Here is a 25,611-nt window from a genome sequence, read left to right as displayed (position 1 = left end):
CATAAATTTAATGTACAAATGACATTTATTACAAACCAATCTATTTATGAAACCAATTCAATATCGGGTTCCTGTTCCCAAAGATAGGAGCGTTTTTATTCAGGAAGATTTTTTGGATAAGTTTTACCCTCATTTGCATTGTCATGAGGAGTATCAGTTAATTTGGATTAAGGCGGGAGCTGGACAATTGCTAGTAGATGATAATGTACATTATTTTGAAAAGGATGATATCTTCCTTTTAGGGTCTAACCAAGCACATGTGTTTAAAAATGATTTATTACACGGGTATGTTCAATCTATTTCTATTTTCTTTAGTTTAAAAGGAACATTGTCAAAGATTTTGAATGTCCCCGAATTAAGCACATTACTTGATTTTATTGACAATAACTGCCGGGGTTTTAAAGTTCCTAAAATATACTTGCCACAAGTGAGCCGAAGAATAGAAGCACTCAAGAATTCGGATAGTTTGGGACAGCTGGTCAGTTTTTTTTATTTGTTGAAATCTTTGAATAAACTTTCATTCAATCTTAAACCACTTTCGGGAATAGCATCTAATGGCTTGGGGGAAGTTGGATCTTTTAGGATCACAACCCTGTGCAATTTTCTTGAAAATAATTATAAGAATAACATTTGCTTGAGTGAAATAGCCGAAAAGGCTAATCTGACACCGCAGGCCTTTTGTCGTTATTTTAAGAAAAGTACAGGCAAAACGTTTATTTCTTATTTGAATGAATTGCGTGTAAGGGAAGCCTGCCGTTTACTTGGAGGAAAAGATTATGACTGCATTTCGATCGTTGCTTACGACTCGGGATTCAATAGCATTACAAATTTTAACCGCGTTTTTCGAAATATACTAGGAATCTCGCCCAAGATGTATGTTGCTAATTATAGGAATTTACTTTACGGGTAGTTCAAAATGTTAATATCCAATAAGTAATTATTAAAACCCGGTTAGTTTACTTCTTTAATAGTTGGTTTCTTTGATAAAAGAAAATATTAAACTAATTAAGTAAAAACCAACTATGGCTGAATTAAATTGGAAGGGTGTTTACCCAGCAGTATTGACCCCCTTTAAAGAGAATGGTGAGATTGACTTTGATATGTTTGCTAAGAATACCGAAGCACAGATTAAAGCAGGGGTGCACGGAATTATAATTGCAGGATCATTGGGTGATGCGGCAGTTCTGGATACGGATGAAAAATTTGAATTATTGACTTATGCAATCCAGGTTATTGCAGGCCGAGTACCTATTATATTGAACATCGCAGAAAATACAACTGAACATGCTGTTAATTTTGCTGTTAAAGCAAAGGAATTAGGTGCAGACGGTTTAATGTTATTGCCTCCGATGCGCTATAGAGCTGATGACCGTGAGGTAGTTACTTATTTTAAAGCAGTAGCCAATGCGACAGATTTACCTATTTTGATCTATAACAATCCTGTTGATTATGCTGTGTTTGTGTCAACAGTAATGTTTGATGAATTGAAAGACTGTCCAACGATTGTTGCGGTTAAGGAATCTACTCGAGATTTGACTAATATAACCCGGATGAAAAATAAATTTGGAGACCGGTTTAAGATATTAGGTGGTGTGGATACCATCTCGTTGGAGTCAATTTTAGTGGGTGCTGATGGATGGGTCTTTGGATTAGTGGATGCTTTTCCAAATGAAACTGTTGCGATGTACAATTATGCCGTAAATGGCGAATACGATAAGGCATTAGAAATTTATCGTTGGTTTATGCCTTTGCTGGAACTGGATATTCACCCTAAGCTTATTCAATATATTAAGCTTGCGGCAACAGCTGAAGGAATAAGTACGCCACATCTTCGTGCACCTAGACTTCCGTTGATAGGTGAGGAAGCGGAGAGAATCAATAAAGTTATTGCTGATGGTATTGCTAATCGTCCTCAGTTAAATTAGGATCTGCTCATTGAATAGCGTTAAAGTACTGTGGGCGATTGGTGAATACTATTCGCCTACAGTTCGTTTTTACATAAAAAAATTGGATTAAAAAAAATGAATCAATCACAAGTTTATTTGGATGAGCGTATTCGCATAGCGGCAGAAGCATTTCAATTTTTGAAATCTACGACGATTGCACAACGGGCAGCATTTATGCATGCTGTTGCAACTGAAATTGAAGGGTTAGGCCCGGAACTTTTGGAGACTGCTCATGCGGAGACGGCATTGCCGTTGCCTCGCCTTACAGGAGAAAAGGCTCGGACAGTAGGGCAATGGCGCAGTTATGCCAATGCGGTTGCGTTGGGTATTTATACGGAAGCCCGTATCGATTTAGCAAATACTGAAACGGGTAAAAGTGATATCCGGAAATTCAATTTGGGTATAGGACCTGTTGTTGTATTCGGGGCCAGTAATTTTCCATTTGCCTTTTCTACGGCTGGAGGTGATACGGCCAGTGCCATTGGTGCAGGTTGTCCGGTGATTGTGAAAGGTCATTCGGGACATTCCCAAACATCGACCATTATGGCCGATACCATAGCTACTGTTATTAAGAGATTCGGCTGGCCTGAAGGGGTATTTAGCCATATTCTCGGAGCCAATATGGAGGGTACGGATACTAAGATAGGCGCTTATCTGACTGCCCATCCTCTTGTGAAAGCCGTCGGCTTTACGGGCTCGTATTGGGGTGGAAAAGCCCTGTTTGATATCGCTAACCAACGGGAAGAACCGATACCGGTATTTGCCGAGATGGGAAGTATCAATCCGGTATTTGCCTTTACCCATCTTTTAACTGACCGTGCGGAAGCGCTTGCAAAAGAATACGCCGCTTCACTGACTTTGGGTGTGGGCCAGTTCTGTACCAACCCTGGGGTATTTATAGCTGTAAAAGGTGATGCTCTAGAACGGTTTAAAAAAGCATTGGCATCGGAAATAGCTGTTATAGCACCGGGTACCATGCTCAATAAGGGGATCTATGAACATTTTGAAAAAAATAAAATAACGTTAAGCAGCCAAAATGCGGTAGCGGTAATTGCCGAATCGCGTATTGAAGCTACTCTAGGTCAGGGACGTCCAAGAATTATTAGGACTACGGCAAGCAATTTTTTGAAAAACCAGGTATTGAGTGAGGAAGTATTTGGTCCTTTTGCGGTATTGGTAGAAGCGGAAAATAATGCAGAGGTATTGGCTATTGCGCAACAACTTAAAGGGCAACTGACCATTACAATTGCAGGAACTACGGAAGATGTGAAGGAGCATCAAGATGTTTTCAATGTGGTAAAAGATAAAGCGGGACGTCTGCTCTTTAATGGTATGCCAACTGGAGTAGAGGTTGTTTATGCTATGCAACATGGCGGTCCTTTTCCTTCTTGTACTGATCCCCGGTTCACCTCTGTTGGACCAGATGCAGTGAAGCGTTTTGTACGCCCATTATCTTTTCAGAATTGGCCCGATGAATTTTTGCCAGAGGAGTTGAAAAATGAAAACCCATTAGGCATTGCACGTATCGTAGATGGTGCTGTGGTAACAAAAACAAGTATTTAGGACAATTTTGTATAGCAATTGATGAAGAAAACATTTTTTTGTATTGATTCCCACACCTGTGGTTGCCCTGTGAGGCTGGTAGCAGGAGGAGGACCGGTGTTGCGTGGAAACTCAATGATGGAGCGTCGGCTGCATTTTATGGAAGAATATGACTGGATTCGTAAAGGACTGATGTTTGAACCGCGAGGTCATGATATGATGAGCGGTAGTATTCTGTATCCGCCTACAGACCCCAATAATGATACCGGTGTACTATATATTGAAACCAGTGGTTGTCTTCCGATGTGTGGTCACGGAACCATTGGGACTGTGACGCTTGCGATCGAGGAGGGCTTGGTCATTCCAAAAGTCCCGGGTAAGCTGCGATTAGAAACTCCGGCCGGTTTAATCCTGATCGATTATGTACAAGAAGGTCCGAAGGTTAAAACGGTTAAACTGACGAATGTAAAGTCTTTTCTTTATAAAGAGGCGCTGACCGTACTGTGTCCAGACTTGGGAGAGATCGTGGCCGATGTCGCCTATGGTGGAAACTTTTATGCCATCATAGATCCTCAAAAGAATTTTAAAGATATCAGCGATTTTTCGGCTAGTCAGCTCATTCATTATGGAAAGATTATTCGTCGTCTCCTTAATGAGAAGACGGATTTTATTCATCCTGAAGATCAAAATATATATGGTCTTAGCCATATACAATGGACGGGAAAACCCACTAAAGAAAATTCTACAGGAAGAAATGCGGTGTTGGTCGGTGAAAATGCACTGGATAGGTCTCCTTGCGGTACCGGAACCTCTGCCCGTATGGCACAATGGTATGCTAAAGGGAAGTTGAGCAGGGGGGAGGAATTTGTTCATGAGAGTTATATCGGTTCGCAATTTGTCGGTCGTATTGAAGAAGAAACGAAGACAATATCGGGCCAGCCAGCAATCATTCCTTCGGTAGAGGGATGGGCAAGAATTACGGGCTATAGTCAGATCATTATTGATGACGAAGATCCGTACAAAGAAGGATTTCAGGTTATGTAATTATTATTAAAATATCAAAAACGTGTCAACACATAATAAAGGAAAAGTTGCTATCATAGGAGCGGGGATTGCAGGCTTATCCACCGCTTATTACCTCTTACAGGATGGTTGGGAAGTTCAGATTTTGGAGAAGGGTGACGGGCAAGATAATTGCTCCTATGGCAATGCAGGAATGATCGTTCCCAGCCATTTCACCCCATTGGCAGCACCGGGTATCGTAGCACAGGGTGTAAAATGGATGCTAAACAGTAAAAGCCCGTTTTACGTTCGACCCTCATTGAATTTTTCATTGATAGACTGGGGTTTGAAGTTTTTGAAACATGCCAATGAAAAACATGTAAACCGAAATGCAGCAGCTATACGTGATTTGAATCTTGCAAGTAGCCGCTCATATGATGAATTGGCGCAACAGGAAGGTTTTGATTTTGAGCTAAGACAGAACGGTATTATGATGCTTTATAAATCAAGCCATGTCGCACATGAAGAAATTGAATTGGCAGAAAAGGCTCAAAACTTGGGATTGGATGTGGAAGTTTTTGATCAAGCAGGGATTCAGGCTTTAGAACCTAATCTGCGAATGGATACGGTCGGTGGTATTTTATACAAATGCGATGGTATCTTGTACCCCCCAAAATTGATGAAAATATTGACCGATTACCTGCTCGCTCATGGGGTGAAATTCAACTATCAAACAGCGGTGTCAGGATTCAAGTTTTCAGGTAAAAAGGTGTCTGAAATCATTACTTCAAAAGGGACATTTCATGCGGATGAAATTGTCGTAACAGGTGGAGCTTCTCTTCCTGCATTAGCCTCTAAATTACAGTTAAAGTTGCCTTTGATGCCTGGAAAGGGATACTCCTTCATGCATAATACAACGGGGAATAACCAGATGGTGCATGCTGCGCTGTTGCTGGAAGCACGTGTGGCGGTGACGCCTATGAATAATCAAATCCGCTTCAGTGGAACCATGGAATTAGGTCCGGCTAATGATAAAATATACAGCAACCGGGTAAAGGGCATCGTCGAGTCAATACCAAAATATTTTCCTGATCTGCAAGTTGATTATCCGAAAGATATTTGGTTTGGCTACAGACCATGTTCACCAGATGGGCTTCCATATTTGGGCAGGACTTCCAGATACAGTAATGTCAGCATTGCTGGTGCGGGTGGTATGATGGGGTTGAGTCTAGGACCTGCTTACGGAAAAGCGATCACGGCCTTACTGTCCAACAAAGCCACCGAAACAGATATCACGGGCTTTAATCCGGATCGGTTTCAATAGACAAAAATAAGCCTAAATGATGAAGAAAAACAACAATTACCCTAACGTAAAGAAATTTATAGTCCTTGGAGTGCTTTGTATGGCTTCTTCGCTCACAGATGCCCAAAATATGGATTTGTATCAGCACACAACACCTATTGAGCCTTATATCATACAATATCGACATGATCTGCAGGCTGTCAATTATTTTTATGGGCCAATGCCTAAAAATTGGGGATTTCAGCAGTCGGTAGCCTCTCCCGAGCAGATCAATAGACTGGTCAAAATCGATGAAGACTATTTAGCTAAATTAAAACAATTTGATTATAATAGACTGAATACAAACGGTCAGGTTGATTATATTCTGCTGAGCCAGAAAGTGCAGCGGCATCAAGAAGAGCTTAAAGAAACATTCGCTTCTTACAACCGACTGAAAGCCTATTTACCCTTTGCCGAAAATATTCTTCAATTTGAACAGAAACGTCGTCGCGGTGCCGCTGTGGTCGGAAAGGATGTTGCCATAGTGTTAGAAAAAACGACAGATCAGGTTTCTGAATCGATTCAAAAGCTAGAAAATGTGGCCGCGATTGAATCTGCTGATGTCAATTTTTTGGTCAATATGGTGGAGTCATTGCGAGTCCGTTTGGAGAGTGCGTTCGATTTCTATAATGGATATGACCCGATGTTTACCTGGTGGGTCCCTAAATCTTATGAAAGTTTAAATGAAAAACTGATTCAATATAAAACTGCTTTGCAGGGAAAGAGCAACTGGAAAGTCTTTAATGATGGCAGTAATATTGGTGGGCAACCGATCGGAAAATCTGCACTCAACAAAAAGTTACGTGAAGAAATGATTGCATATAATGCGGATGAGTTGTTACGTATCGCTGATCAGGAATGGGAATGGTGCGTGGCAGAGTTATTAAAAGCTTCTCGTGAGATGGGATTTGGAGACGATTGGAAGGCCGCGCAGGAAAAGGTTAAAAATACCTATGTGCCAGAAGGGCAACAACCTGGTCTGATCAATGAATTGTATGATCGGGCCCAAGCATTTATCAAGGAGCACGAGCTAATTGCAATTCCTGAATTGGCGGATGAGACCTGGGGAATGATTATGATGACTCCTGAACGGCAATTGGTGAATCCATTTTTTACCGGAGGACGTGAGATCAGTATTTCGTATCCAACCAATACCATGACTTATGATCAAAAAATGATGAGCATGCGCGGTAACAATCCACATTTTTCTTTGGGTACGGTGCAACATGAACTCAATCCAGGTCATCATCTACAGTATTTTATGAATAAAAGGTATAAGCCTTATCGGGAGGAGAATTTCAATACACCATTCTGGACCGAAGGCTGGACCTTATATTGGGAATTACTGCTCTATAGAATGGGATTTGCCAAGACACCGGAAGAACGTATCGGGATGTTATTTTGGCGAATGCATCGTTGTGCCCGGATCACCTTCAGTATTAAATTTCACTTAGGTGAATGGACACCACAGCAATGTGTGGATTATTTAGTCAATCAGGTCGGTCATGAACCTGCAAACGCACATGGAGAGGTGAAGCGATCATTTGAAGGTTCTTACGATCCTTTATACCAATTGGCTTATTTAATCGGTGGTTTACAGCTATTGAGTATCAGTGATGAATTGGTGGGATCGGGGAAAATGTCCTACACTGAATTTCATGATCGGGTCATCAAGGAAAATTACTTGCCGATGGAGATGCTGAGGGCGATATTGACAAACCAAAAGCTTGAACCTAACCATCAAGCAAAATGGAAATTTTATAATTTTAAATAAGTGCAATCCAACCCTAAATTATGAGCAATCAAGAAAATAGTCAAGATTTCAAAAAGTCACTAGGTTTGTTGGATGCAACAATGCTCGTTGCGGGAAGTATGATCGGTTCGGGGATCTTTATTGTGTCGTCGGATATCGCCCGAAATACGGGGTCTGCTGGCTGGCTGATGGTGGTCTGGTTGATCTGCGGATTTATGACTTTAGCCGCCGCTTTGAGTTATGGCGAACTGAGTGCTATGTTTCCGAAAGCTGGTGGTCAGTATATTTATCTCCAAGAAGCCTATGGACCGGTTGTCAGTTTTACGTTTGGATGGACTTTTTTTGCCGTGATCCAAACGGCTACGATTGCAGCTGTGGGAGTTGCTTTTGCTAAGTTTACCGCTTATTTATTTCCGGTACTGGATGAAGATGTGTATTTGCTGGTACTGGGTGACTATCATATATCATCTGCTCAAGTGTTAGCTATCGCTGTCATTGTGCTGCTTACCTTTATTAATACAGGCGGTGTAAAGAATGGTAAAACAGTACAGACAGTGCTGACATTGATCAAAATATTAAGTTTGGTGTTGTTGGTTATTTTTGGTTTTGCAGCTTTCGATCTGGAGGTGTGGAATCAAAACTGGTCTTCAGAGCATATGTGGAATCTACAACGATTAAATACGGATGGATCGACGGCAGATTATGCCACTTTTGGTGCATTTGGAGCTATATCTGCGGCATTGGTAGGAGCATTGTTCAGCAGCGATTCCTGGCACTCATCTTCTGCTGTAGCAGGTGAGATCAAGAATCCGCAACGCAACATTGGTTTGAGTTTAGCACTGGGAACGCTAATGGTAACAGTGATCTATATTTTGACCAATCTGATGTATACAGGTGTGTTGACAATAGAGGAGATGGCCAGCGCTCCTAAGGATCGTGTTGCCATGCTCGTAGCGCAAGAAATTTTCGGTCCTGTTGGTATTGCCATCTTGGCGATTATGATTATGGTCAGCACTTTTGGCTGTAATAATGGGCTGATTTTGGCTGGGGCAAGAATCTATTATTCTATGGCTAAGGATGGTTTGTTTTTTAAGAAAACGGGCACCTTAAATAAGAATGCCGTACCGGCTTACGCGTTATGGTTACAGGCGGTGATAGCTTCAATATGGTGTTTAACAGGTAAGTATGGCGATTTATTGGATATGATAACCTGTGTGGTTGTCATGTTTTATGTTTTGTGCATCATCGGAATTTTTTGGTTGCGATATAAGCGCCCCGATGTACCGAGACCTTATAAGGCCTTTGGCTATCCTTTTATACCAGCTATTTATATTTTGATGGGGATCTCGTTTATTATTCTGTTGGTGATCTATAAACCGCAATTTACCTGGCCAGGTATTATCATCACACTTTTGGGGATCCCATTATACTATTTTGTGAAACAGAAAGATGTAAAGACCTAGTCTTACTTAATTTTTTATCCTGTCTGTACAAATTAAAGGTAGATCAACACATACGATATAAAAAAATAAAATACATATGAAGATAACATTAACAGCTGTTTTATTACTGATATTTCAGCTTACGACATTGGCGCAAGGGACATTGGAGGATTATAAACGTGCCAAAGAGATCAGAAGCTCATTCGGCAAGGTGTATCAAGTGCCGCAACAGATTATTTGGTCTGAAAAAGGAGATAGTTTTTCTTATCGGCTGCATAAAAAAGACGGCAAGAGGAGCTTGTATCTGATAGATGCGGTTACGCATAAAAAGATAGATACCGATGTTGATGCAATAGAAAAACAGCTATCCGCTCAATTGGGTAAAGAAGTAAAATTGGGTGTTTTGTGGGGGAGAGATCTGAAAGTATTGACGGCAAATGAAGTTGAATTTACGGAAGAGAAAGTGATTTGGAAGTGGAATGCACAGGAAAATAAGCTGAGCAAAACGCGCGATATCGCAACGACAGGTATGGATCGTAGATCGGATGGCTACTGGGGAGCACGTTGGGATGATAGTAAGGGGGAATCTGTAGAGTCGCCCGATAAGACCTATACTGCTTATATTAAAAATAGTAATGTATACATTAGCAAAAAAGGGGATCCAAAGAGTGAGCGACAGTTGACCTTTGATGGAAGTCCCGGGGAGTATTATAGCGCTCGTATCCAATGGTCCAATGATTCAAAGAAATTGGCAGCTTCAAAAGTGAGAAAGGCTGAAATCAGACAGTTGACTTTATTGGAGTCCTCTCCAGTGGATCAATTACAACCTAAGTTACAGACCAGAGACTATAACAAACCTGGGGATGCTTTATCACAATATTATCCAACGATTATTGATGTCATGGGGGAGCGGGTGATAACGGTAGATCCTGCTCAGATACCCAATCAATTTTCACTTTCTGCACTGGTATGGAAGGCGGATAATAGTGGAATCACATTTGAATATAACCAACGTGGCCATCAACGGTACGATGTGATGGAATTGAGTGCTGTGGACGGGAAAACGAAAACCATTATTTCAGAACGCAGCGCGACATTTATTGATTATAGCGGAAAGAAATATCGCAATGATCTCAAAAAAACAGCGGACATCATATGGGCTTCGGAACGTGACGGATGGAATCATCTGTATCTGTTTGATGCAAAAACAGGCGCATTGAAACAGCAGATTACCAAAGGAAATTGGGTAGTACGAAAAGTTGTTCATGTCGATGAGGATAACAAAAAGATTATTTTTGAGGCGAGTGGCATGAATAAAGAGTTGGATCCTTATTTAATCCGTTATTACACTATTGGTTTTGACGGTAAGGGCTTGAAAGAACTCACTCCAGAAATAGCCAATCATCAAGCAACATTTAATCCTGACCATTCTTTATTTGTAGATCTTTACTCGCGGGTTGACCAAGCTCCACAGGCAGTATTGCGACGTGTAGCAGATGGGCAGATCGTGATGGATTTGGAAAAAGCGGATATTTCGGATCTGGAGGCTACGGGATGGCGCAAACCTGAAGTGTTTAAGTCGCTTGCTAGAGATGGTAAAACAGAGATCTGGGGTATTATTGTCCGTCCACGAAATTTTGATCCGAATAAAAAATATCCTGTAATTGAGTATATCTATGCAGGACCACATAGCGCTTTTGTCCCTAAATCATTTTCGGCTAATCCGTCAGGACTAGCTGAGCTCGCTGAACTGGGCTTTATAGTCGTGCAAATCGACGGAATGGGAACATCCAATCGTTCGAAGGCATTTCAAGATGTGGCATGGAAAAATCTAAAAGATGCCGGTTTTCCCGATCGCATTGCCTGGATGAAGGCAGCTGCGCTTAAATATCCTTATATGGACATCGAAAAAGTCGGTATTTATGGTACTTCTGCCGGAGGACAGTCTTCTGCTGGCGCTCTTTTGTTTCATCCTGAATTTTATAAGGTAGGGGTTTCGTCTTGTGGTTGTCACGATAACCGTATGGATAAAATTTGGTGGAATGAGCAATGGATGGGCTGGCCGATCGGCCCTGAATATGCCGCTTGTTCTAATATCGAAAATGCGTATAGATTAGAAGGGAAGTTGCTATTGATCGTTGGTGAATTGGATGACAATGTGGATCCTGCTTCCACTTACCAGTTCGTCAATCAGTTGATTAAACATGGTAAAGATCATGATTTCATTATGGTTCCAGGAATGGGACATGCTTCTGGTGGTGATTTTGGAGAAAAGAAGCGTCGCGATTATTTCGTGAAACACTTGTTAGGGGTAGAGCCTCCTGCTTGGAATGCTTATTAACGAAGGTATAATGATGAGCAAGAGTTCTCAAACTGAAGCAAGAAAATCGTACAGTCATGCCGATCGTTTAGGAAGATATAAACTGTTCAAATCTTCTTGCTTGCCGTTTAAACTAAAATAGAATTTAAACCGAGCTCGCGAGCTCACAGTAATGATATATCAATGAAAAGTTATAGAGTTTTTTTACGTTTTATCCTCATTGCCACGCTACTATCTAAAGGGGGCAGTACCGTGCAGGCGCAAAGTGGTGATCAGATATTGGATGGAATCGGAGAAACGGGAATGATCGCACGATATGTATTTGATGGAAATCTGAAAGATTGGTCTCGGAATAATTTGCATGCTACTGCTGGTCGGGATGTTACTTTTATCAATGACAAGCGGTTTGGAAAAGTGCTGTCATTATCGGGTGAAAAAAATGATTTTATCCAAATCCCTGCTGATGCATTGACCGATATGGAGTCATTGAGTATTTCGGGCTGGGTGTATCTTCGTTCGGAAAAAAAAGATCAGGTTTTTTTTGACTTTGGAAAGGATGTGCAAAAACATTTCTTTGCTGCTCCTTTTGGAACAAACCTTCAAGATGGTTTTCAAAGTTTAATTACTGCAGGTAAAAATAATCAAAAAGGTGCTGTTTCTCCAGCATTACTGTTGAATAAGTGGATTTACTTGACCATTGTGGTGGATATTCCGGCTAAGAAGATGATGACTTATGTGGATGCTGCACTCGTTGGTGAATCGCAGCAGATACCGCGTGAGTTGACCGAAGTGTTTGGATCTTCTGGAGATAAGAACAAATTATATATTGGAAAATCACTGCTGGCAGGATCGCCGACATTGGATGGCTTGTTGTATGATTTTCGAATCTATCGTGTTCCGTTAAGTAAAAATCAGCTTACTGGAATTTATACCAATTCGCAACGTGGAGTAAGTAATCGCTCCGTAAATGTGACCAAAGTGGAGGATAATCTTCCTGAGTTTCCATTGACCCAAACCCAGCTCTATAATGCTTACTTAGTTGCTGTGCCAGATGTGCAGGTGGAAACCACATTGGGAGATTTACCACGTTTACCAAGTTATATAAAGGGAATATATAAAGAGGAGATGGTTGGCCCTAAAGTCAGGGTATTGTGGCCTTCACCAAACGACAACAGTACGGTCTTGGAAGCTGGCCGATATACGATTACAGGAAGAGTTCCCGGAACAAATTTACAGCCTAAAGCGATCGTAACTGTTAAGGGAGGCAATAAGGCTACAGCACCAAGTTTGAAATTAGCAGCTTTTGATCTTAGTCAGGTTTCATTGCAAGCTGATGCGCAGCACCAAGAAACAAAATTTATTGAAAATCGGGATAAATTTATCAACACATTGGCGTCGACTGATCCCAACTCTTTTCTCTATATGTTTCGTGATGCATTTGGTAAACCACAGCCTGAAGGGGCAAAACCTTTAGGGGTATGGGATAGTCAGGATACCAAACTTAGAGGACATGCTACAGGTCATTATTTGACGGCTATCGCACAGGCTTATGCAAGTACCGGATATGATAAAACTTTGCAAGCTAATTTCGCAGAGAAAATGACCTATATGGTCAATACGCTTTACGAACTGGCACAATTATCGGGTAAACCGCAGCAAGCAGGAGCTGTGGCAGTAGCGGATCCGACAGCTGTACCTTATGGTCCGGGCAAATCAACCTATGATTCAGATCTGAGCCACGAAGGTATCCGTACGGATTATTGGAATTGGGGTTTAGGCTATATCAGCGCTTATCCGCCCGATCAATTTATAATGTTGGAAAAGGGTGCGAAGTATGGAGGCCAGAAAACGCAAGTATGGGCTCCTTACTATACCTTGCATAAAATTTTGGCCGGATTAATTGATATCTATGAAGTAAGTGGCAATGAAAAGGCACTGCAAGTGGCAACAGGAATGGCAGACTGGGTGCATGCGCGTCTTAGTCAATTGCCTAAAGAAACCCTGATACAAGTTTGGAATACGTACATAGCCGGTGAATTTGGAGGGATGAATGAGACGATGGCACATCTCTATCGCATCACCAATAAGGACCACTATTTGAAGACAGCGCAATTGTTTGATAATATTGATATGTTCTTTGGCAATGCGCAGCATACACATGGATTGGCGAAAAATGTCGATACTTTTCGTGGATTGCATGCCAATCAGCATATTCCACAAATTGTGGGTAGTATCGAGCTATACCAGGTTTCTAATCTTCCGGAATACTACCGTGTAGCAGACAATTTCTGGTACAAAGCTGTTAATGACTATATGTACAGTATAGGAGGAGTTGCGGGCGCTCGAAATCCGGCTAATGCGGAGGTGTTTACAGCAGAACCAGCAACCTTATATGAAAATGGTTTTTCTGAAGGGGGACAGAATGAAACCTGTGCGACTTACAATATGCTTAAATTAACGAGCAACCTGTTTCTTTTTGATCAACGGGCTGAATATATGGATTACTACGAACGTGGATTGTATAATCATATTTTAGCGTCTGTTGCTGAAAATACTCCGGCTAATACGTACCATGTGCCACTAAGACCAGGATCAATAAAGCAATTTGGGAATCCCAATATGACTGGCTTTACCTGCTGTAATGGTACCGCAATTGAAAGTAGTACCAAATTGCAAAATAGTATTTATTTTAAAAGCAAGGATGATCAGGCTTTATATGTCAATCTATTTATTCCTTCTACTTTGGAATGGACAGAGCGCGGGGTAACTGTGGAACAGAAGACGAGTTTTCCAAAACAGGACGACACGGAGCTGACCATAAAAGGGAACGGCAAATTTGACCTTCATGTCCGTGTACCGAGTTGGGCAACCAAAGGATTTTATGTGACGATTAACGGTAAAGATCAAAAAGTACAGGCAGCGCCCGGTTCTTATTTGAAATTGAGCCGTAACTGGAAGAATGGCGATCGCATTACGCTGAAAATGCCTTTCCAATTTCATTTAGATCCGGTCATGGATCAACAGAATATTGCCAGCTTATTTTATGGACCTATTTTGTTGGCAGCTCAAGAACCGGAAGCAAGAAAAGATTGGCGTAAAGTGACGTTGGATGCGAAGGATATCAGCAAATCTATATCAGGTGATCCGCAAAGTTTAGCGTTCAAGATTGATGGGATTGATTTTAAACCATTCTATGATACTTATGGACGGCACTCAGTATATCTGGATGTTACATTAAAATAATTACAAAAGGTGCTAAAAATTTTGAGGGGTACTTTGCTTGGCGAAGTACCCCTTTATTATTTCTTTCCAATTCTAATTTTTGGTCACAATCGAAGTGCGATTGGTTAAATTCGGACTGAATTTGGACCTCATTCTACTTTATCTTCGGTTATCTATTAACAACTAATATTAACTAACCAAATTAATTTATGAAAAACGCAGGTCTTTTATTAGTCCTCGTGGTTCTCCTTTCGTTTGACTCATTTGCTCAACAGGTAACAGGCGTAGTTCGGGATGTTTCAGGAAGTGCAATGGTCGGAGCTACGCTGAGAAATTTGTCTACGCAGATCAGTGCACAAACCAATAGCAAAGGAGAATTTACGATGGTAGCAAAGCCGGGAGACGTTATCGAGGCAAGCTTGCTTGGATATGAATCAAAGAGATTAAAATTCAGTTCGGAGTCTCCGCTCAATTTCGAATTGAATACGACATTTTCCACCTTAGATGAAACCGTTGTCATCGGTTATCAGAAAATCTCCCGAAAGAAATCTACCGCCGCAATTTCGAGTATCTCCGGAAAAGAATTGGCAAATCTGCCAGCGGCCAGTTTTGACCAACTCCTGCAGGGACGTTTATCGGGGGTAAATGTGCAGAATTTTACTGGAGAGCCGGGCGCATCTCCCACGGTTCAAGTACGGGGCAATACCAGTTTGAATAGAGAGTACGATGAGTTTAGTGTCGGAAATGCACCGCTATATGTTGTGGATGGAGTTCCTCAACCACCACAACAGTATACTTCTCCTGTAACAGGCACGGGTACAAATTTTATAGCTGGAATAAATCCGCAGGACATTGAAAGTATTGATGTACTGAAAGATGCTTCTGCCGCTGCTATTTATGGATCAAGAGCTTCCAGTGGTGTGATCCTGATCACAACAAAAAAAGGCATCAGCCGAGAGCCACAAGTAATGGTTTCGGCGTATACCGGATTGACACAACGACCTGAGTTGCGGGATGTGGCCTTAGGAGCAGAAGAGAGAAGGCAAAAAATGCGCATCTTAGAAGAATTACAGCAATATCGGCCTGATATCGAGAATAGAAACATTTCTTTTCTGCTTACGGATAGTTTAAATCCGGCTTTTAACGGATCTACCGATTGGCAGGATATGTACTATCGGAAAGGAATAGTTAATAATGCAGATCTGAGTTTAAGTGGAGGAGGAGCAGGAGGTTCTAATTATCGTTTCAGTGCCGGATTATATGATGAGAAAGGGATTGTCAAGGCTACAGGATTTAAGCGCTATTCAACCCGCTTGAACTTAATGTCAAAAGCACTGCATGAACGTTTGATGATCAACCCGATTGTTGCTTATTCGCGTACAGAACGTACTCGAGCGGGTGGCGGCGGAGTTGGTGTGACGGCTCGATACACGCCGGCATCTTATTTCAACCTAAGTGAGACACGGAAAAATTATCTTCTTGGGATGTATAATGATGATTCGGATGTGAATACGGGTAATCAATTTACATTTAACCTAAATCTAGGGTATGATTTTTCAAAAGCGTTGAAATTTACGTCCCAAACGTCATATATCTATTCAAACAGTAGACGTGATGTAAGTACCCCATCTTCAGTAGCAAATTTTACAGGTAACAGACAGGATGTGTTTTCCGATAACCAAGTCAATGTGTTGGCTTCTAATTACTTTAGTTATAATAAAGAATTTAATAAACATAGCCTGAGTATGATCTTGGGAAGTGATCTGGAATATAATCAATACCGGTCAGTAGGGGCTGGAGCTTCGAATGGTGCTTCAGACCAAATCAAAGTGATACAAGGTTTTCAGCAACGCTATTTGACTGCTACTTCCGATTATCAAGCTTACAGTATGGCTTCTTTTTACTCACGGTTGGCCTATGACTATGACTCCCGGTACTTACTGTCAGCCAGTATACGTGGCGATGGATCATCTCGTTTTGGAATGGGTAATAAGTGGGGTTATTTTCCTTCGGCATCGGTAGCATGGCTCGTTTCGGAAGAATCTTTTATGAAAGAAGAGGAGTCTCCGTTTTCAATGTTAAAACTCCGTGCTAGTATAGGCACAACAGGTGGATTGCCAGGAAATAATTATCTACAGTACAATCTTTACAGGGTCAATGCTGGAAATTTCTGGGGAAATGACAATGGGACTTCTTATAATGGTGTTACGGCGATAACACCCAATCTGGTAGATGGTGTGGCGCAACCTAATATTAGCTGGGAACGCTCTATGCAATGGAACATAGGTTTGGACGGTGAGATTGCTAACGGTCGTTTTTCTTTTGCACTGGACGTTTTTAATAAGGAAAATAAACAATCTTTATTTGACGTGGCACTGCCTGTGACAACCGGATACGACCGGGCATTGACCAATTCAGTCGGCGTACGTAATTATGGGGCTGAAGTGGTTTTGATGGCCAATCCGCTTCCAAGGACCAGTCCTGTTCAGTGGTTTAGCCGGTTGAATGTTTCGTATGTGAGGAATAAAATTATGAACCTTCCTAATTCGGGACGGGACTTAGTGGTCGCGGGTTCGCGATTTGATAAAACACATATTCTATCGGTGGGTAGCCCGATTAATACCTTCTACTTGTACCAAACTTTAGGAATTTACTCAACACTTAATGATATTCCGATAAATCCCTTAACAGGAGACCGTTTTAATGCTGGAGGCAGTCCCTATGCTCCGGGTGATATGTGGATCAGAGATGTGGATGGAGATTACATGATCGATCCTTTTAATGATGGTATAAACCCGGACAAACTTCCGCTCGGTGATCCAAATCCCAAATTCACGGGTGGTTGGACAAATAATGTGACCTGGAAGAATTTTAATGTTGGGGTTCTCTTCACCTTTTTGTTCGATAGGGATGTGCTCAATCTGTATCAATCGGATCTATTTGAGAATGGTGCGGCAACCAATTCAACCAGTGGTTTTGCGCAGTATGCGACACCAGATTTTAGTAAGATCAATATCTGGCGCCAACCGGGCGATCGAGCAGATTATCCGGCTTATCCTTTAGGGTCTTGGCGTTATTATACCGTTGCTGGTCAAACATTTTTCATGGATAAAGGTGATTATTTCAGAGTGAAAAGTGTGAGTCTTTCGTACAGTCTGCCTAATCGTTTAGTGTCGGGATGGGGAATGAAAAGTATTCGGATGTATGGTATCGTCGATAATTTAATGATGTTCCAGCGTTCGAAAAGATTACCGGATGCCGAGGCTGTAAATTATTATGGTGAATATGAAGGTAATGGTTATCCTATCCCGCGGAAGTTCACGTTTGGTGTAGAGTTACAATTTTAATTAGAGCATCATGAAAACATTATTTATAATCAATTATTGGAAATGGGTCCTGCTTGCAGCTATCGGCTTGAGCACGATATCATGCAACAAATTTTTGGAAGAGGAGCCTCGAAATTCGACCTATAAGGAGGTGTATTGGAAAGATCCAAAGGCAGGAGAAACTGCGATAGCGGGAAATTATGCGCTGTTAAGAAATGCCTTGATGGATGGTTTCTATGGAGTTGGAAACCGCTATTATATCTATGGGGATATGACTCCGGATATTTATATCGGCATCAATCGGGATAGCTACAGCCATCCAGAAATTGGAAAAGGAAATTGGACCAGCAATTATTTTGCACAGTCTTATGGCAATTGGACCGTGTTTTATAAAACAATAGCGATGTCCAATATCATTCTCAAAGAAATGCCTTTGGTCTCGAATGATATTTTGATTTTAGAACAGGCAGATCCGGAGGCTTTCCGAAAGAAAATCATGGGACAAGCTTATTTTATTCGTGCTTTTTCTTATTTCATGTTGACCAAAATTTGGGGAGATGTGCCTCTTGTTACAGAGGCATATGATGATCCGATCAGTGCACCTCATCTGGGAAGAACCGCTCGCATAGACGTGATGAAGCAGATCGAGGAAGATTGTCGCCATGCTATAAATTTTTTGAGCTGGGGCTATAAAACAGCGGCAGAACGCGCTGTTACAGCAAACAGAGGTTCGGCTTATGCTCTAATGGCACACCTGTATCTGTGGCGGGCGACGACAACTGATTTAACATCTAACAATCCCATTTTGAGCGATGTCCATAGTGCGGATACGACCATCAATACCTTGCTTGCGCAAGGTGGCTACGGGCTTACTGATACCGCAAAATATGGTGATATTTTTAAGGGCAGATCGAGCGAGGGTATTTTTGAATTAAATGTCAGTGAGAATACGTTAGAAGGATCGAGCGCACACATCGGGATGAAATTTTTGAATAATAACTATATCCCAATGTACGGTGCAGCAGCCGATTTTTTCACCAAACCAGCTTATTTGAGTAGTCATTTTTATAAGATCGAAGAAAAAGAGGATTGGGTCTGGCATGAAGATATCAGACAATGGGTCTGGGAGGCTGTACAATCTCGGGGGCTAGATACATTGGATGTGCGCTTCAAAAATAATTTTGTCAATTATACGACGGATAAACCCGTATGTATTAAGTATAGCAATATAGTCTTTAGGAACCCGGGACAGCAACTTGAACCCTATAATAGTAATAATTTGATTTTGTTTCGGTTGAGCGATATCAAATTGTTGCAGGCGGAAATAGCGCTCTACCAAAATAATCCTAGTCGAGCGATTACCATCATCAATGCATCAAGAACACGTTACGGAGGTGATCCCTCAAGTTTATTAAAGCCGGGGCTGGCAAAAACGGAAGTGATGAAAGAATATATGATCGAACGGGGAAAAGAGCTGTATCTGGAAGGTCATCTATTTTTTGATATGATCCGTACACGAACTTACTCGGACCATATCACTTGGCTGACAGAAGCTCGCTTTAAACAAGGTGGTTTTTTCTGGCCGGTAGATCCTCGTTTATTTAGTGAAAATAGACTTTTGGTTCAGACAGAATACTGGCGAGGAAAGATTTAATGACATATTTAGAAACATAAATTCTTTAGAAATGATGACTAAAATAATAAATAAAACTTGTGCACACCTATTATTTGCTCTGATGTTTTTTCATCTATTGACCGCCTGCACGAAAGATGATTACATCAACGATGGGGGGATACATCAGGCGAAAGTGAATATGACAACTTATGATTTTCTGGCATCGCATCCAAAATTTGATTCTTTGGTACGGATCATTGACCGAGCAAATTTAAAAGAGCTGGTGAACAGTGATATTACCTTTTATGCGACAACAAATTGGGGCGTAGCGGAATATGTAAGTGCTAAAAAACAGCAGCGTATCGCAGAGGTTGGCGATGAGAATATTTCTTTTACGATTGATGATATTGACCCAAAACGATTGGATTCGTTGAAGATATATATGTTTAATGGAAAAATAGAGCGTGCTCAGCTGGATGTGAATGGAGCCTATTTTACCAATTTGTATGGTCCTATTCCTGGTGTGCGATTTCAGTTGGGGTTGAGACGAACAAGAGATTACAGTTCCTATGTCGATTATGTTGATTATTTATATTATACGAGAGTACGTGGAACGCTGGATTCGGAAGAACCAAACCAAAATGCGATCCCGGAAGCAGAGCGTGATGAGCGCATTGATGTACAGACTTCAGGAATCATTACGACAACGGGTGTCATACATGTATTGCACGGTGATCATCGGTTATTTTTTAATAAAGAAAGAATGGCTTCCAATTAATTCGGAGGGATTTTAAAAAATATAGGCTAATGAAAATGAATAATTTGACAAGGTACGCGATCTTATTAGGAATAATGATCGGTATAATTATATCTTCCTGTTCCAAAATAGAGGAAGGTTTCTTGAGTGATACCATTCGATATCGGGACAGTGTGATCTACTGTAAGCGAGGGATGACGCTCACACTTTCGGATCGGATCAATGCAGATGGATCGACTCCACCATTTGAATTTAAAATGTTAAATCTGCGGAATAAGTTGACGGGAGAGCCTGCACCTGAGGAATTTACTAAAATGTACGAAATTGAAGTTTTTAAGGAAGGCATGACTTTCAATGCGGCAACGGATACCACTGTTGCACTTCTGAAAGCTAAGCGGGAAACGAAGAAGGTGACGCCAATGGAATTTAGTCCGATCAGTGGACAGATCAGTTTTAATCGCGCATCTGCAAATCTACCTTTAGGTATCTATACGTTTGATTTGCAGGCAACGAATCGCAAGGGTACTAAAATTTATAAATCATTTGCCGAGATCCATGTCATCGAACCTTTTTTAGAGGATGTTTTCGAGTTGACTTATGCTTCATTGACAGGGTCTAATGCATCTGAAACATTTACTCCGGCTTATAATAGTAATATCAAATTAACCTGTACAAAAGTCTCTGACGAGGGGGCACGTGTAATCTTAAAAGTTGTTGATAAAAATGGTCGTGCATGGGATCCAAGTGCTGGGCAAGTGATCAAACGGGGAGATCGTCCGACGTTTGAATCGCATGTTCGTTTCAATCCGGTTGTTGCCACCAATACAGCATTAGTATGTGATTATGAAGTGGCTCCGTTTCCGTTAACCAAATTCAATGACGGTAAGACAAATTGGGATTATAATATTTATTACCGTATTCCGATGCGCTTTGCCGCGATGGATGGGCATCCCAATCATAATATCAATCCTGTTTTTGGCTTTCGTGTCCTGATGGAGGGAACATTTGAGGTGGAAGTAAAGCTCACAAACGTTGCTGCAATAAACTCATCTGGACCACCTACAACAGGACTTTAGATCGGGGTATTGTAGGTTTTATCGTGATAAATACAGTTGCTGATTACCCAAAGCGTTAAATGCTAATTAGGCACTTATGGCGCTTTGGGTAAAAAACGGTGATGAATGGTTAGTTTATAAGGATCTGACGCGCTAATTATTCGCTATGTTTATGGTTTTACCAAATGCTGTTGAAAATATGAAAATCATTGATAAAGAAACGATTGAATCTATACTTAAATATGATAAATTGATTGAAGCGCTGCGCGAGATTTTTCAATCGTCATTTACGATGCCTGTTCGGCACCATCACTTTTATCAAAATGCTGAAAGAATTGAAAATACGCTTATTTTGATGCCTTCGTGGACGGACAATTATATCGGAATCAAGCAGGTTGTTGTCGCTCCCGAGAATCACAGAAAAAACCTCCCGGCTATTCATGCCTTGTATACGTTGTTGGATGCGGTCACTGGAAAACCTTTGGCACAGATGGATGCGGCAGGGTTGACTTCCCGAAGAACAGCCTGTACTTCTGCTTTAGCGGCTTCTTATTTAGCTCGAGATGATTCAAAAATCTTACTGATTGTCGGAGGAGGAAAAGTTGCGCAACATCTTGTGCAGGCGCATTCGGCTGTGCGTGCGTATGACCAAATTTTGATCTGGACAAGAAACGAATCGAAAGGTGGAGATCTGGTATTGAACTTACAGCAGGCGGGATTTCGTAATGTTGTGTATGCCGATAAGCTGGAAGAGGCTGTGCGTAGGGCAGATGTAATCTCCTGTGCGACGCTTAGTCATGAACCTTTGATAAACGGGGAATGGATTAAGGCTGGAACACACTTGGATCTCATTGGATCACATACGCCTAAAACGCGTGAAGTAGATGATAGCGCCATTCTTAAAAGTAGCATTTTTGTGGATTCGCGCGCGGGAGCGCTCCACGAGACGGGAGAACTTGCGATTCCCATTGCAACCGGTGTACTGGATCCTGCAAGTATAAAAGGTGATATCAAAGAACTTTGTTGTGGTGAAATTATGGGAAGATCATCATCAGATGAAATCACTTTATTTAAATCGGCGGGATTGGCAATTGAAGATTTGGCGGCAGCTTTGCTCGTGTATAGGAATGTGGGAGAGGAGATGACATCGGTTTGATCATTTCAGAAAATGAAAAAGAGTAGGGCTTTGTCAGTCATCATACCGCAAAGAATATTTTTTGATTCTTTGGGAAGCATAGTAGGTTGATTTGGATTTCTGTCGAAATAATACTCGTTCTTTAGATAGATTTTGTATGACCATAAATTGGAATATTAAGTTATATTTCCTACTTTCAAGGCTACTAAAACCTTTTAATGATGAAAATATTTTTTTATTTCCTTGCAGGCTTCGTCCTCTACATTTCACAACCTGTCTATGCGCAACAAAATCCTGTATTTCCAGGTTGGTATGCCGATCCTGAAGGTATTATATATAACAATGAGTATTGGGTTTTTCCGACCTATTCTGCGCGATATGAAGATCAGATATTCTTTGATGCGTTTTCATCAAAAGATTTTGTCACCTGGAAAAAGCATCACCGTATCATTGATACGGCTGAAGTAAAATGGGCTAAAAAAGCGATGTGGGCACCAAGTGTTTTTCAGAAAGACAAGAAATACTATTTATTTTTTGGTGCGAATGATGTACACAAAGGCGAAATTGGCGGTATCGGCGTAGCTGTTGCTGACAAGCCGCAAGGTCCTTATAAAGATCTGCTTGGGAAACCGTTAATTAATGATATTGTGAATGGGGCACAACCTATTGATCAATTTGTTTTTAAAGATAAAGATGGACAATATTATATGTACTATGGTGGCTGGCAACATTGTAATGTGGTCAAATTAAGCCCTGATTTTAAGAGTTTAGTTCCTTTTGATGATGGAACGATCTATAAGGAGGTAACTCCTGAAAACTATGTAGAAGGTCCGTTTATGTTTATTCGCAATAATAAATACTACTTTATGTGGTCTGAGGGAGGTTGGGGTCTTCCGAATTATAAGGTAGCCTACGCTATTGCGGATTCTCCTTTTGGTCCCTTTAAACGAATAGGTAACATTTTGGAACAGGATCCTGCAATCGCAACTGGGGCGGGACATCATTCGGTGATCAAGGTACCAAATAAAGATCAATATTATATCGTGTATCACCGCAGGCCATTAGGAAAAACGGGTGCGAATGAACGAGAAACTTGTATCGATGTGATGACATTTGATGCGAATGGTTATATTAATCCCGTAAAAATGACTTTCGAAGGTGTGAAGCATAAATTGAAGTAAGTTCAAGCAACCTCATTAAGAAATTTCTAATATAGAATCCCGGTAGTGCCTAACAACGCTATCGGGATTCTGCATTTATAGACATTTTTGTCTCTTTTTTGTAACAATTTGTGCTCTTAATCAAATAAATAGTCGAAAAATGAGGGTATAGACAGCGAATGGAAAGATTGATTAAGTTTTCTAATCTCGTTCTAATTTCGCTCTTATCACATTTTTATCTCTTTGTGATATACTTGTGCGAATGTACAGATAATGAACATGTCATGAGTACGCTGTTATCCTGCAGCATTTCATATGCTCATACATCTTCATTGTCATTGAAAAACAAGTTATTCTCATGAACATAAAAGCATTAATCGCGACGACGTTATTTTTTTCCCCTGCTATCTCGTTACTGGTCACAGCACAGGAGAGGCCTGCGGCATTGCTTATAAAACAAGAGGCTGACTCCTTGAAAAGCAAGGAACCTGCCCGTGCAGATCTTTTTAAACTGGATGTGCTTTTACGCGCAGGATTAAATGTTGAGTCCATGGGCGACAATGAGCGCAGTAATAAAGTTAATTTGGATGAAGCCCGTATTTTGCTTCACGGTGATTATAATGACCAACTCGCTTATCGTGTTCGTTTTCGTTTAAACCGTCCGTTTACACCTACAAGTCAGGACAATGCTTCGCGGGCATTGGATATGGCTTACATCAAATATAAATTTGGAAAGGATTATAAATGGTCTGTTACTGCCGGAAAGCAAAGTGCTTTGGTCGGAAGTTACGAGTTTGAAAATAATCCGATCTATGAATTTATGTTCACGGATTATGTGGACCGTATTCTTAATCTTTTTGTGGTAGGGGGAACGCTTTCTTATGAGCTTAATGCTGACCACTCGCTAAACCTACAGGTTTATAATACAATCAACGACAGTTTTGTGGATCTGCATACCAAAAACGGTTATGCAATGGGTGACTTGAAAGCATCTAAGACACCAATTGGAGCTTATGCTACCTGGATCGGATCGTTCTGGAATAAAAAGATCAGTACAAAGTGGTCTTATAATATTTCGCAGTTTGCTCAAAATAAAACCAATCACGGGATCTCTTTGGCTAATAAATTTAAAACAGATAAAGACATGCTGTATGTGGATCTGCAGTATAGTTATCTGGCGGTAGATCATGCTTTGATCGCATCTGCTGCGATGAATGACTTTTATGCGCGTACGAATTCCGATCGTGTGCTGGCTCAGGATGTGACTTACAAGTCTATTGTGGTCCGTTACGATCGAATGCTTACGGATAAATGGGAGCTTGCTCTGAAAGGAGCATATGAAACAGCTGGAATGGATAAGGATGCAGACATTGATGCTAATTTCCGTCAAAACTGGACCTATTTTGCGGCTTTACAGCATAAACCGTTTAAAAAACAGGATTTACGGTTTTATCTGGGTTACGTCGGCAATACGGTGTCTTTTGATCGTCAGTTTGATCGCGCTCAACAACAGTTTAACCGCCTTACATTAGGAACTTATTTTACGATACCGGCACTATAAATTTTTTACACATCGATAGGGTGGGTTCAGGTGATAGGTAATGCTATGCTTACTGTAATTGAACATATCCAAGATGTTTTTATTAATAAAAAGCTTTGAATTTAAATCAATCAATATGCATTTAACACCGAGAGAAACAGAGAAGCTCTTGCTCCACTTGGCAGGGGAACTTGCTGCCAAGCGATTAAAAAGAGGGGTAAAATTAAACTATCCGGAATGTATCGCTTACATCAGCGGACAGATTATGGAAGAAGCACGTGACGGTAAGTCTGTGGCATCACTGATGCAGTATGGTACGACATTATTGAAGCGTTCCCAGGTGATGGAAGGTGTTCCGGAAATGATTCACGATGTACAAATTGAAGTAACCTTTCCGGACGGAACGAAATTGGTTACGGTTCACAACCCAATCCGTTAATTTAATAGCGTATAC

Annotated in this window: 17 protein-coding genes; all 17 read left to right on the top strand. The window is 41.1% G+C overall.

Annotated features, from left to right (window positions below):
• Positions 1-46: 46 nt before the first annotated feature.
• The 17 genes from FHR29_RS24155 to ureA all read left to right on the top strand — a co-directional run bounded on the left by FHR29_RS24155 (position 47) and on the right by ureA (position 25,596).
• Positions 47-910 carry an AraC family transcriptional regulator gene (locus FHR29_RS24155; RefSeq protein WP_183917739.1) on the top strand — a complete coding sequence of 288 codons (864 nt, stop codon included), beginning with the start codon at positions 47-49 and terminating at the stop codon, positions 908-910.
• Between the two features lie 112 nt (positions 911-1,022).
• Positions 1,023-1,925, top strand: a complete 903-nt coding sequence (locus FHR29_RS24150; protein ID WP_183917737.1) for a dihydrodipicolinate synthase family protein — start codon at positions 1,023-1,025, stop codon at positions 1,923-1,925.
• A gap of 96 nt (positions 1,926-2,021) precedes the next feature.
• Positions 2,022-3,509 carry an aldehyde dehydrogenase (NADP(+)) gene (locus FHR29_RS24145; protein ID WP_183917735.1) on the top strand — a complete coding sequence of 496 codons (1,488 nt, stop codon included), beginning with the start codon at positions 2,022-2,024 and terminating at the stop codon, positions 3,507-3,509.
• A gap of 21 nt (positions 3,510-3,530) precedes the next feature.
• Positions 3,531-4,532: a 4-hydroxyproline epimerase gene (locus FHR29_RS24140; protein ID WP_183917732.1), complete on the top strand. Its 1,002-nt coding sequence runs from the start codon at positions 3,531-3,533 to the stop codon at positions 4,530-4,532.
• Positions 4,533-4,554: 22 nt separating this feature from the next.
• Positions 4,555-5,814 (top strand): FAD-dependent oxidoreductase, encoded by a 1,260-nt coding sequence (locus FHR29_RS24135; RefSeq protein ID WP_183917730.1) that lies wholly within the window; start codon positions 4,555-4,557, stop codon positions 5,812-5,814.
• A gap of 16 nt (positions 5,815-5,830) precedes the next feature.
• Entirely contained in the window at positions 5,831-7,606 is a 1,776-nt protein-coding gene (locus FHR29_RS24130; protein WP_221197926.1) for a DUF885 family protein, read from the top strand.
• 20 nt (positions 7,607-7,626) lie between these two features.
• Entirely contained in the window at positions 7,627-9,048 is a 1,422-nt protein-coding gene (locus FHR29_RS24125) for an APC family permease (RefSeq protein WP_183917728.1), read from the top strand.
• Between the two features lie 76 nt (positions 9,049-9,124).
• Positions 9,125-11,368 carry a S9 family peptidase gene (locus tag FHR29_RS24120; RefSeq protein ID WP_183917726.1) on the top strand — a complete coding sequence of 748 codons (2,244 nt, stop codon included), beginning with the start codon at positions 9,125-9,127 and terminating at the stop codon, positions 11,366-11,368.
• Positions 11,369-11,530: 162 nt separating this feature from the next.
• Positions 11,531-14,590, top strand: coding sequence for a beta-L-arabinofuranosidase domain-containing protein (locus FHR29_RS24115; protein WP_183917724.1), 3,060 nt, complete (start codon positions 11,531-11,533; stop codon positions 14,588-14,590).
• Between the two features lie 188 nt (positions 14,591-14,778).
• A complete protein-coding gene (locus FHR29_RS24110; RefSeq protein ID WP_183917722.1) occupies positions 14,779-17,916 on the top strand; it encodes a SusC/RagA family TonB-linked outer membrane protein in 3,138 nt (1,045 codons plus the stop codon).
• Positions 17,917-17,926: 10 nt separating this feature from the next.
• On the top strand, positions 17,927-19,549 hold the full coding sequence (locus FHR29_RS24105) for a RagB/SusD family nutrient uptake outer membrane protein (RefSeq protein WP_183917720.1): 1,623 nt from the start codon (positions 17,927-17,929) through the stop codon (positions 19,547-19,549).
• Between the two features lie 31 nt (positions 19,550-19,580).
• Positions 19,581-20,288, top strand: coding sequence for a hypothetical protein (locus FHR29_RS24100; RefSeq protein WP_183917717.1), 708 nt, complete (start codon positions 19,581-19,583; stop codon positions 20,286-20,288).
• A gap of 29 nt (positions 20,289-20,317) precedes the next feature.
• A complete protein-coding gene (locus tag FHR29_RS24095; RefSeq protein ID WP_183917715.1) occupies positions 20,318-21,343 on the top strand; it encodes a DUF5007 domain-containing protein in 1,026 nt (341 codons plus the stop codon).
• A gap of 178 nt (positions 21,344-21,521) precedes the next feature.
• Positions 21,522-22,478 carry an ornithine cyclodeaminase family protein gene (locus tag FHR29_RS24090; RefSeq protein WP_183917713.1) on the top strand — a complete coding sequence of 319 codons (957 nt, stop codon included), beginning with the start codon at positions 21,522-21,524 and terminating at the stop codon, positions 22,476-22,478.
• A gap of 197 nt (positions 22,479-22,675) precedes the next feature.
• Positions 22,676-23,638 (top strand): glycoside hydrolase family 43 protein, encoded by a 963-nt coding sequence (locus tag FHR29_RS24085; RefSeq protein WP_183917712.1) that lies wholly within the window; start codon positions 22,676-22,678, stop codon positions 23,636-23,638.
• A 337-nt stretch (positions 23,639-23,975) separates the two neighbouring features.
• Entirely contained in the window at positions 23,976-25,178 is a 1,203-nt protein-coding gene (locus FHR29_RS24080) for a porin (protein ID WP_183917711.1), read from the top strand.
• A 115-nt stretch (positions 25,179-25,293) separates the two neighbouring features.
• Positions 25,294-25,596, top strand: coding sequence for an urease subunit gamma (ureA, locus tag FHR29_RS26715; protein ID WP_132769601.1), 303 nt, complete (start codon positions 25,294-25,296; stop codon positions 25,594-25,596).
• The last annotated feature ends 15 nt before the right edge of the window (positions 25,597-25,611 follow it).

The sequence above is a fragment of the Sphingobacterium sp. JUb56 genome (assembly GCF_014191365.1).
Taxonomy (GTDB): domain Bacteria; phylum Bacteroidota; class Bacteroidia; order Sphingobacteriales; family Sphingobacteriaceae; genus Sphingobacterium; species Sphingobacterium anhuiense.
The sequence above is the reverse complement of the archived record's forward strand: the minus strand, read 5'-3'. Positions and strand labels throughout refer to the sequence as shown.

Bases quoted from the DNA above. Each gene is read 5' to 3' on its own strand.
- FHR29_RS24110 (WP_183917722.1), top strand. From the start codon at position 14,779: ATGAAAAACGCAGGTCTTTTATTAGTCCTCGTGGTTCTCCTTTCGTTT.
- FHR29_RS24140 (WP_183917732.1), top strand. From the start codon at position 3,531: ATGAAGAAAACATTTTTTTGTATTGATTCCCACACCTGTGGTTGCCCT.
- FHR29_RS24155 (WP_183917739.1), top strand. From the start codon at position 47: ATGAAACCAATTCAATATCGGGTTCCTGTTCCCAAAGATAGGAGCGTT.
- FHR29_RS24145 (WP_183917735.1), top strand. From the start codon at position 2,022: ATGAATCAATCACAAGTTTATTTGGATGAGCGTATTCGCATAGCGGCA.
- FHR29_RS24080 (WP_183917711.1), top strand. From the start codon at position 23,976: ATGAACATAAAAGCATTAATCGCGACGACGTTATTTTTTTCCCCTGCT.
- FHR29_RS24120 (WP_183917726.1), top strand. From the start codon at position 9,125: ATGAAGATAACATTAACAGCTGTTTTATTACTGATATTTCAGCTTACG.
- FHR29_RS24125 (WP_183917728.1), top strand. From the start codon at position 7,627: ATGAGCAATCAAGAAAATAGTCAAGATTTCAAAAAGTCACTAGGTTTG.
- FHR29_RS24130 (WP_221197926.1), top strand. From the start codon at position 5,831: ATGATGAAGAAAAACAACAATTACCCTAACGTAAAGAAATTTATAGTC.
- FHR29_RS24100 (WP_183917717.1), top strand. From the start codon at position 19,581: ATGATGACTAAAATAATAAATAAAACTTGTGCACACCTATTATTTGCT.
- FHR29_RS24090 (WP_183917713.1), top strand. From the start codon at position 21,522: ATGAAAATCATTGATAAAGAAACGATTGAATCTATACTTAAATATGAT.
- FHR29_RS24115 (WP_183917724.1), top strand. From the start codon at position 11,531: ATGAAAAGTTATAGAGTTTTTTTACGTTTTATCCTCATTGCCACGCTA.
- ureA (WP_132769601.1), top strand. From the start codon at position 25,294: ATGCATTTAACACCGAGAGAAACAGAGAAGCTCTTGCTCCACTTGGCA.
- FHR29_RS24095 (WP_183917715.1), top strand. From the start codon at position 20,318: ATGAAAATGAATAATTTGACAAGGTACGCGATCTTATTAGGAATAATG.
- FHR29_RS24105 (WP_183917720.1), top strand. From the start codon at position 17,927: ATGAAAACATTATTTATAATCAATTATTGGAAATGGGTCCTGCTTGCA.
- FHR29_RS24150 (WP_183917737.1), top strand. From the start codon at position 1,023: ATGGCTGAATTAAATTGGAAGGGTGTTTACCCAGCAGTATTGACCCCC.
- FHR29_RS24085 (WP_183917712.1), top strand. From the start codon at position 22,676: ATGATGAAAATATTTTTTTATTTCCTTGCAGGCTTCGTCCTCTACATT.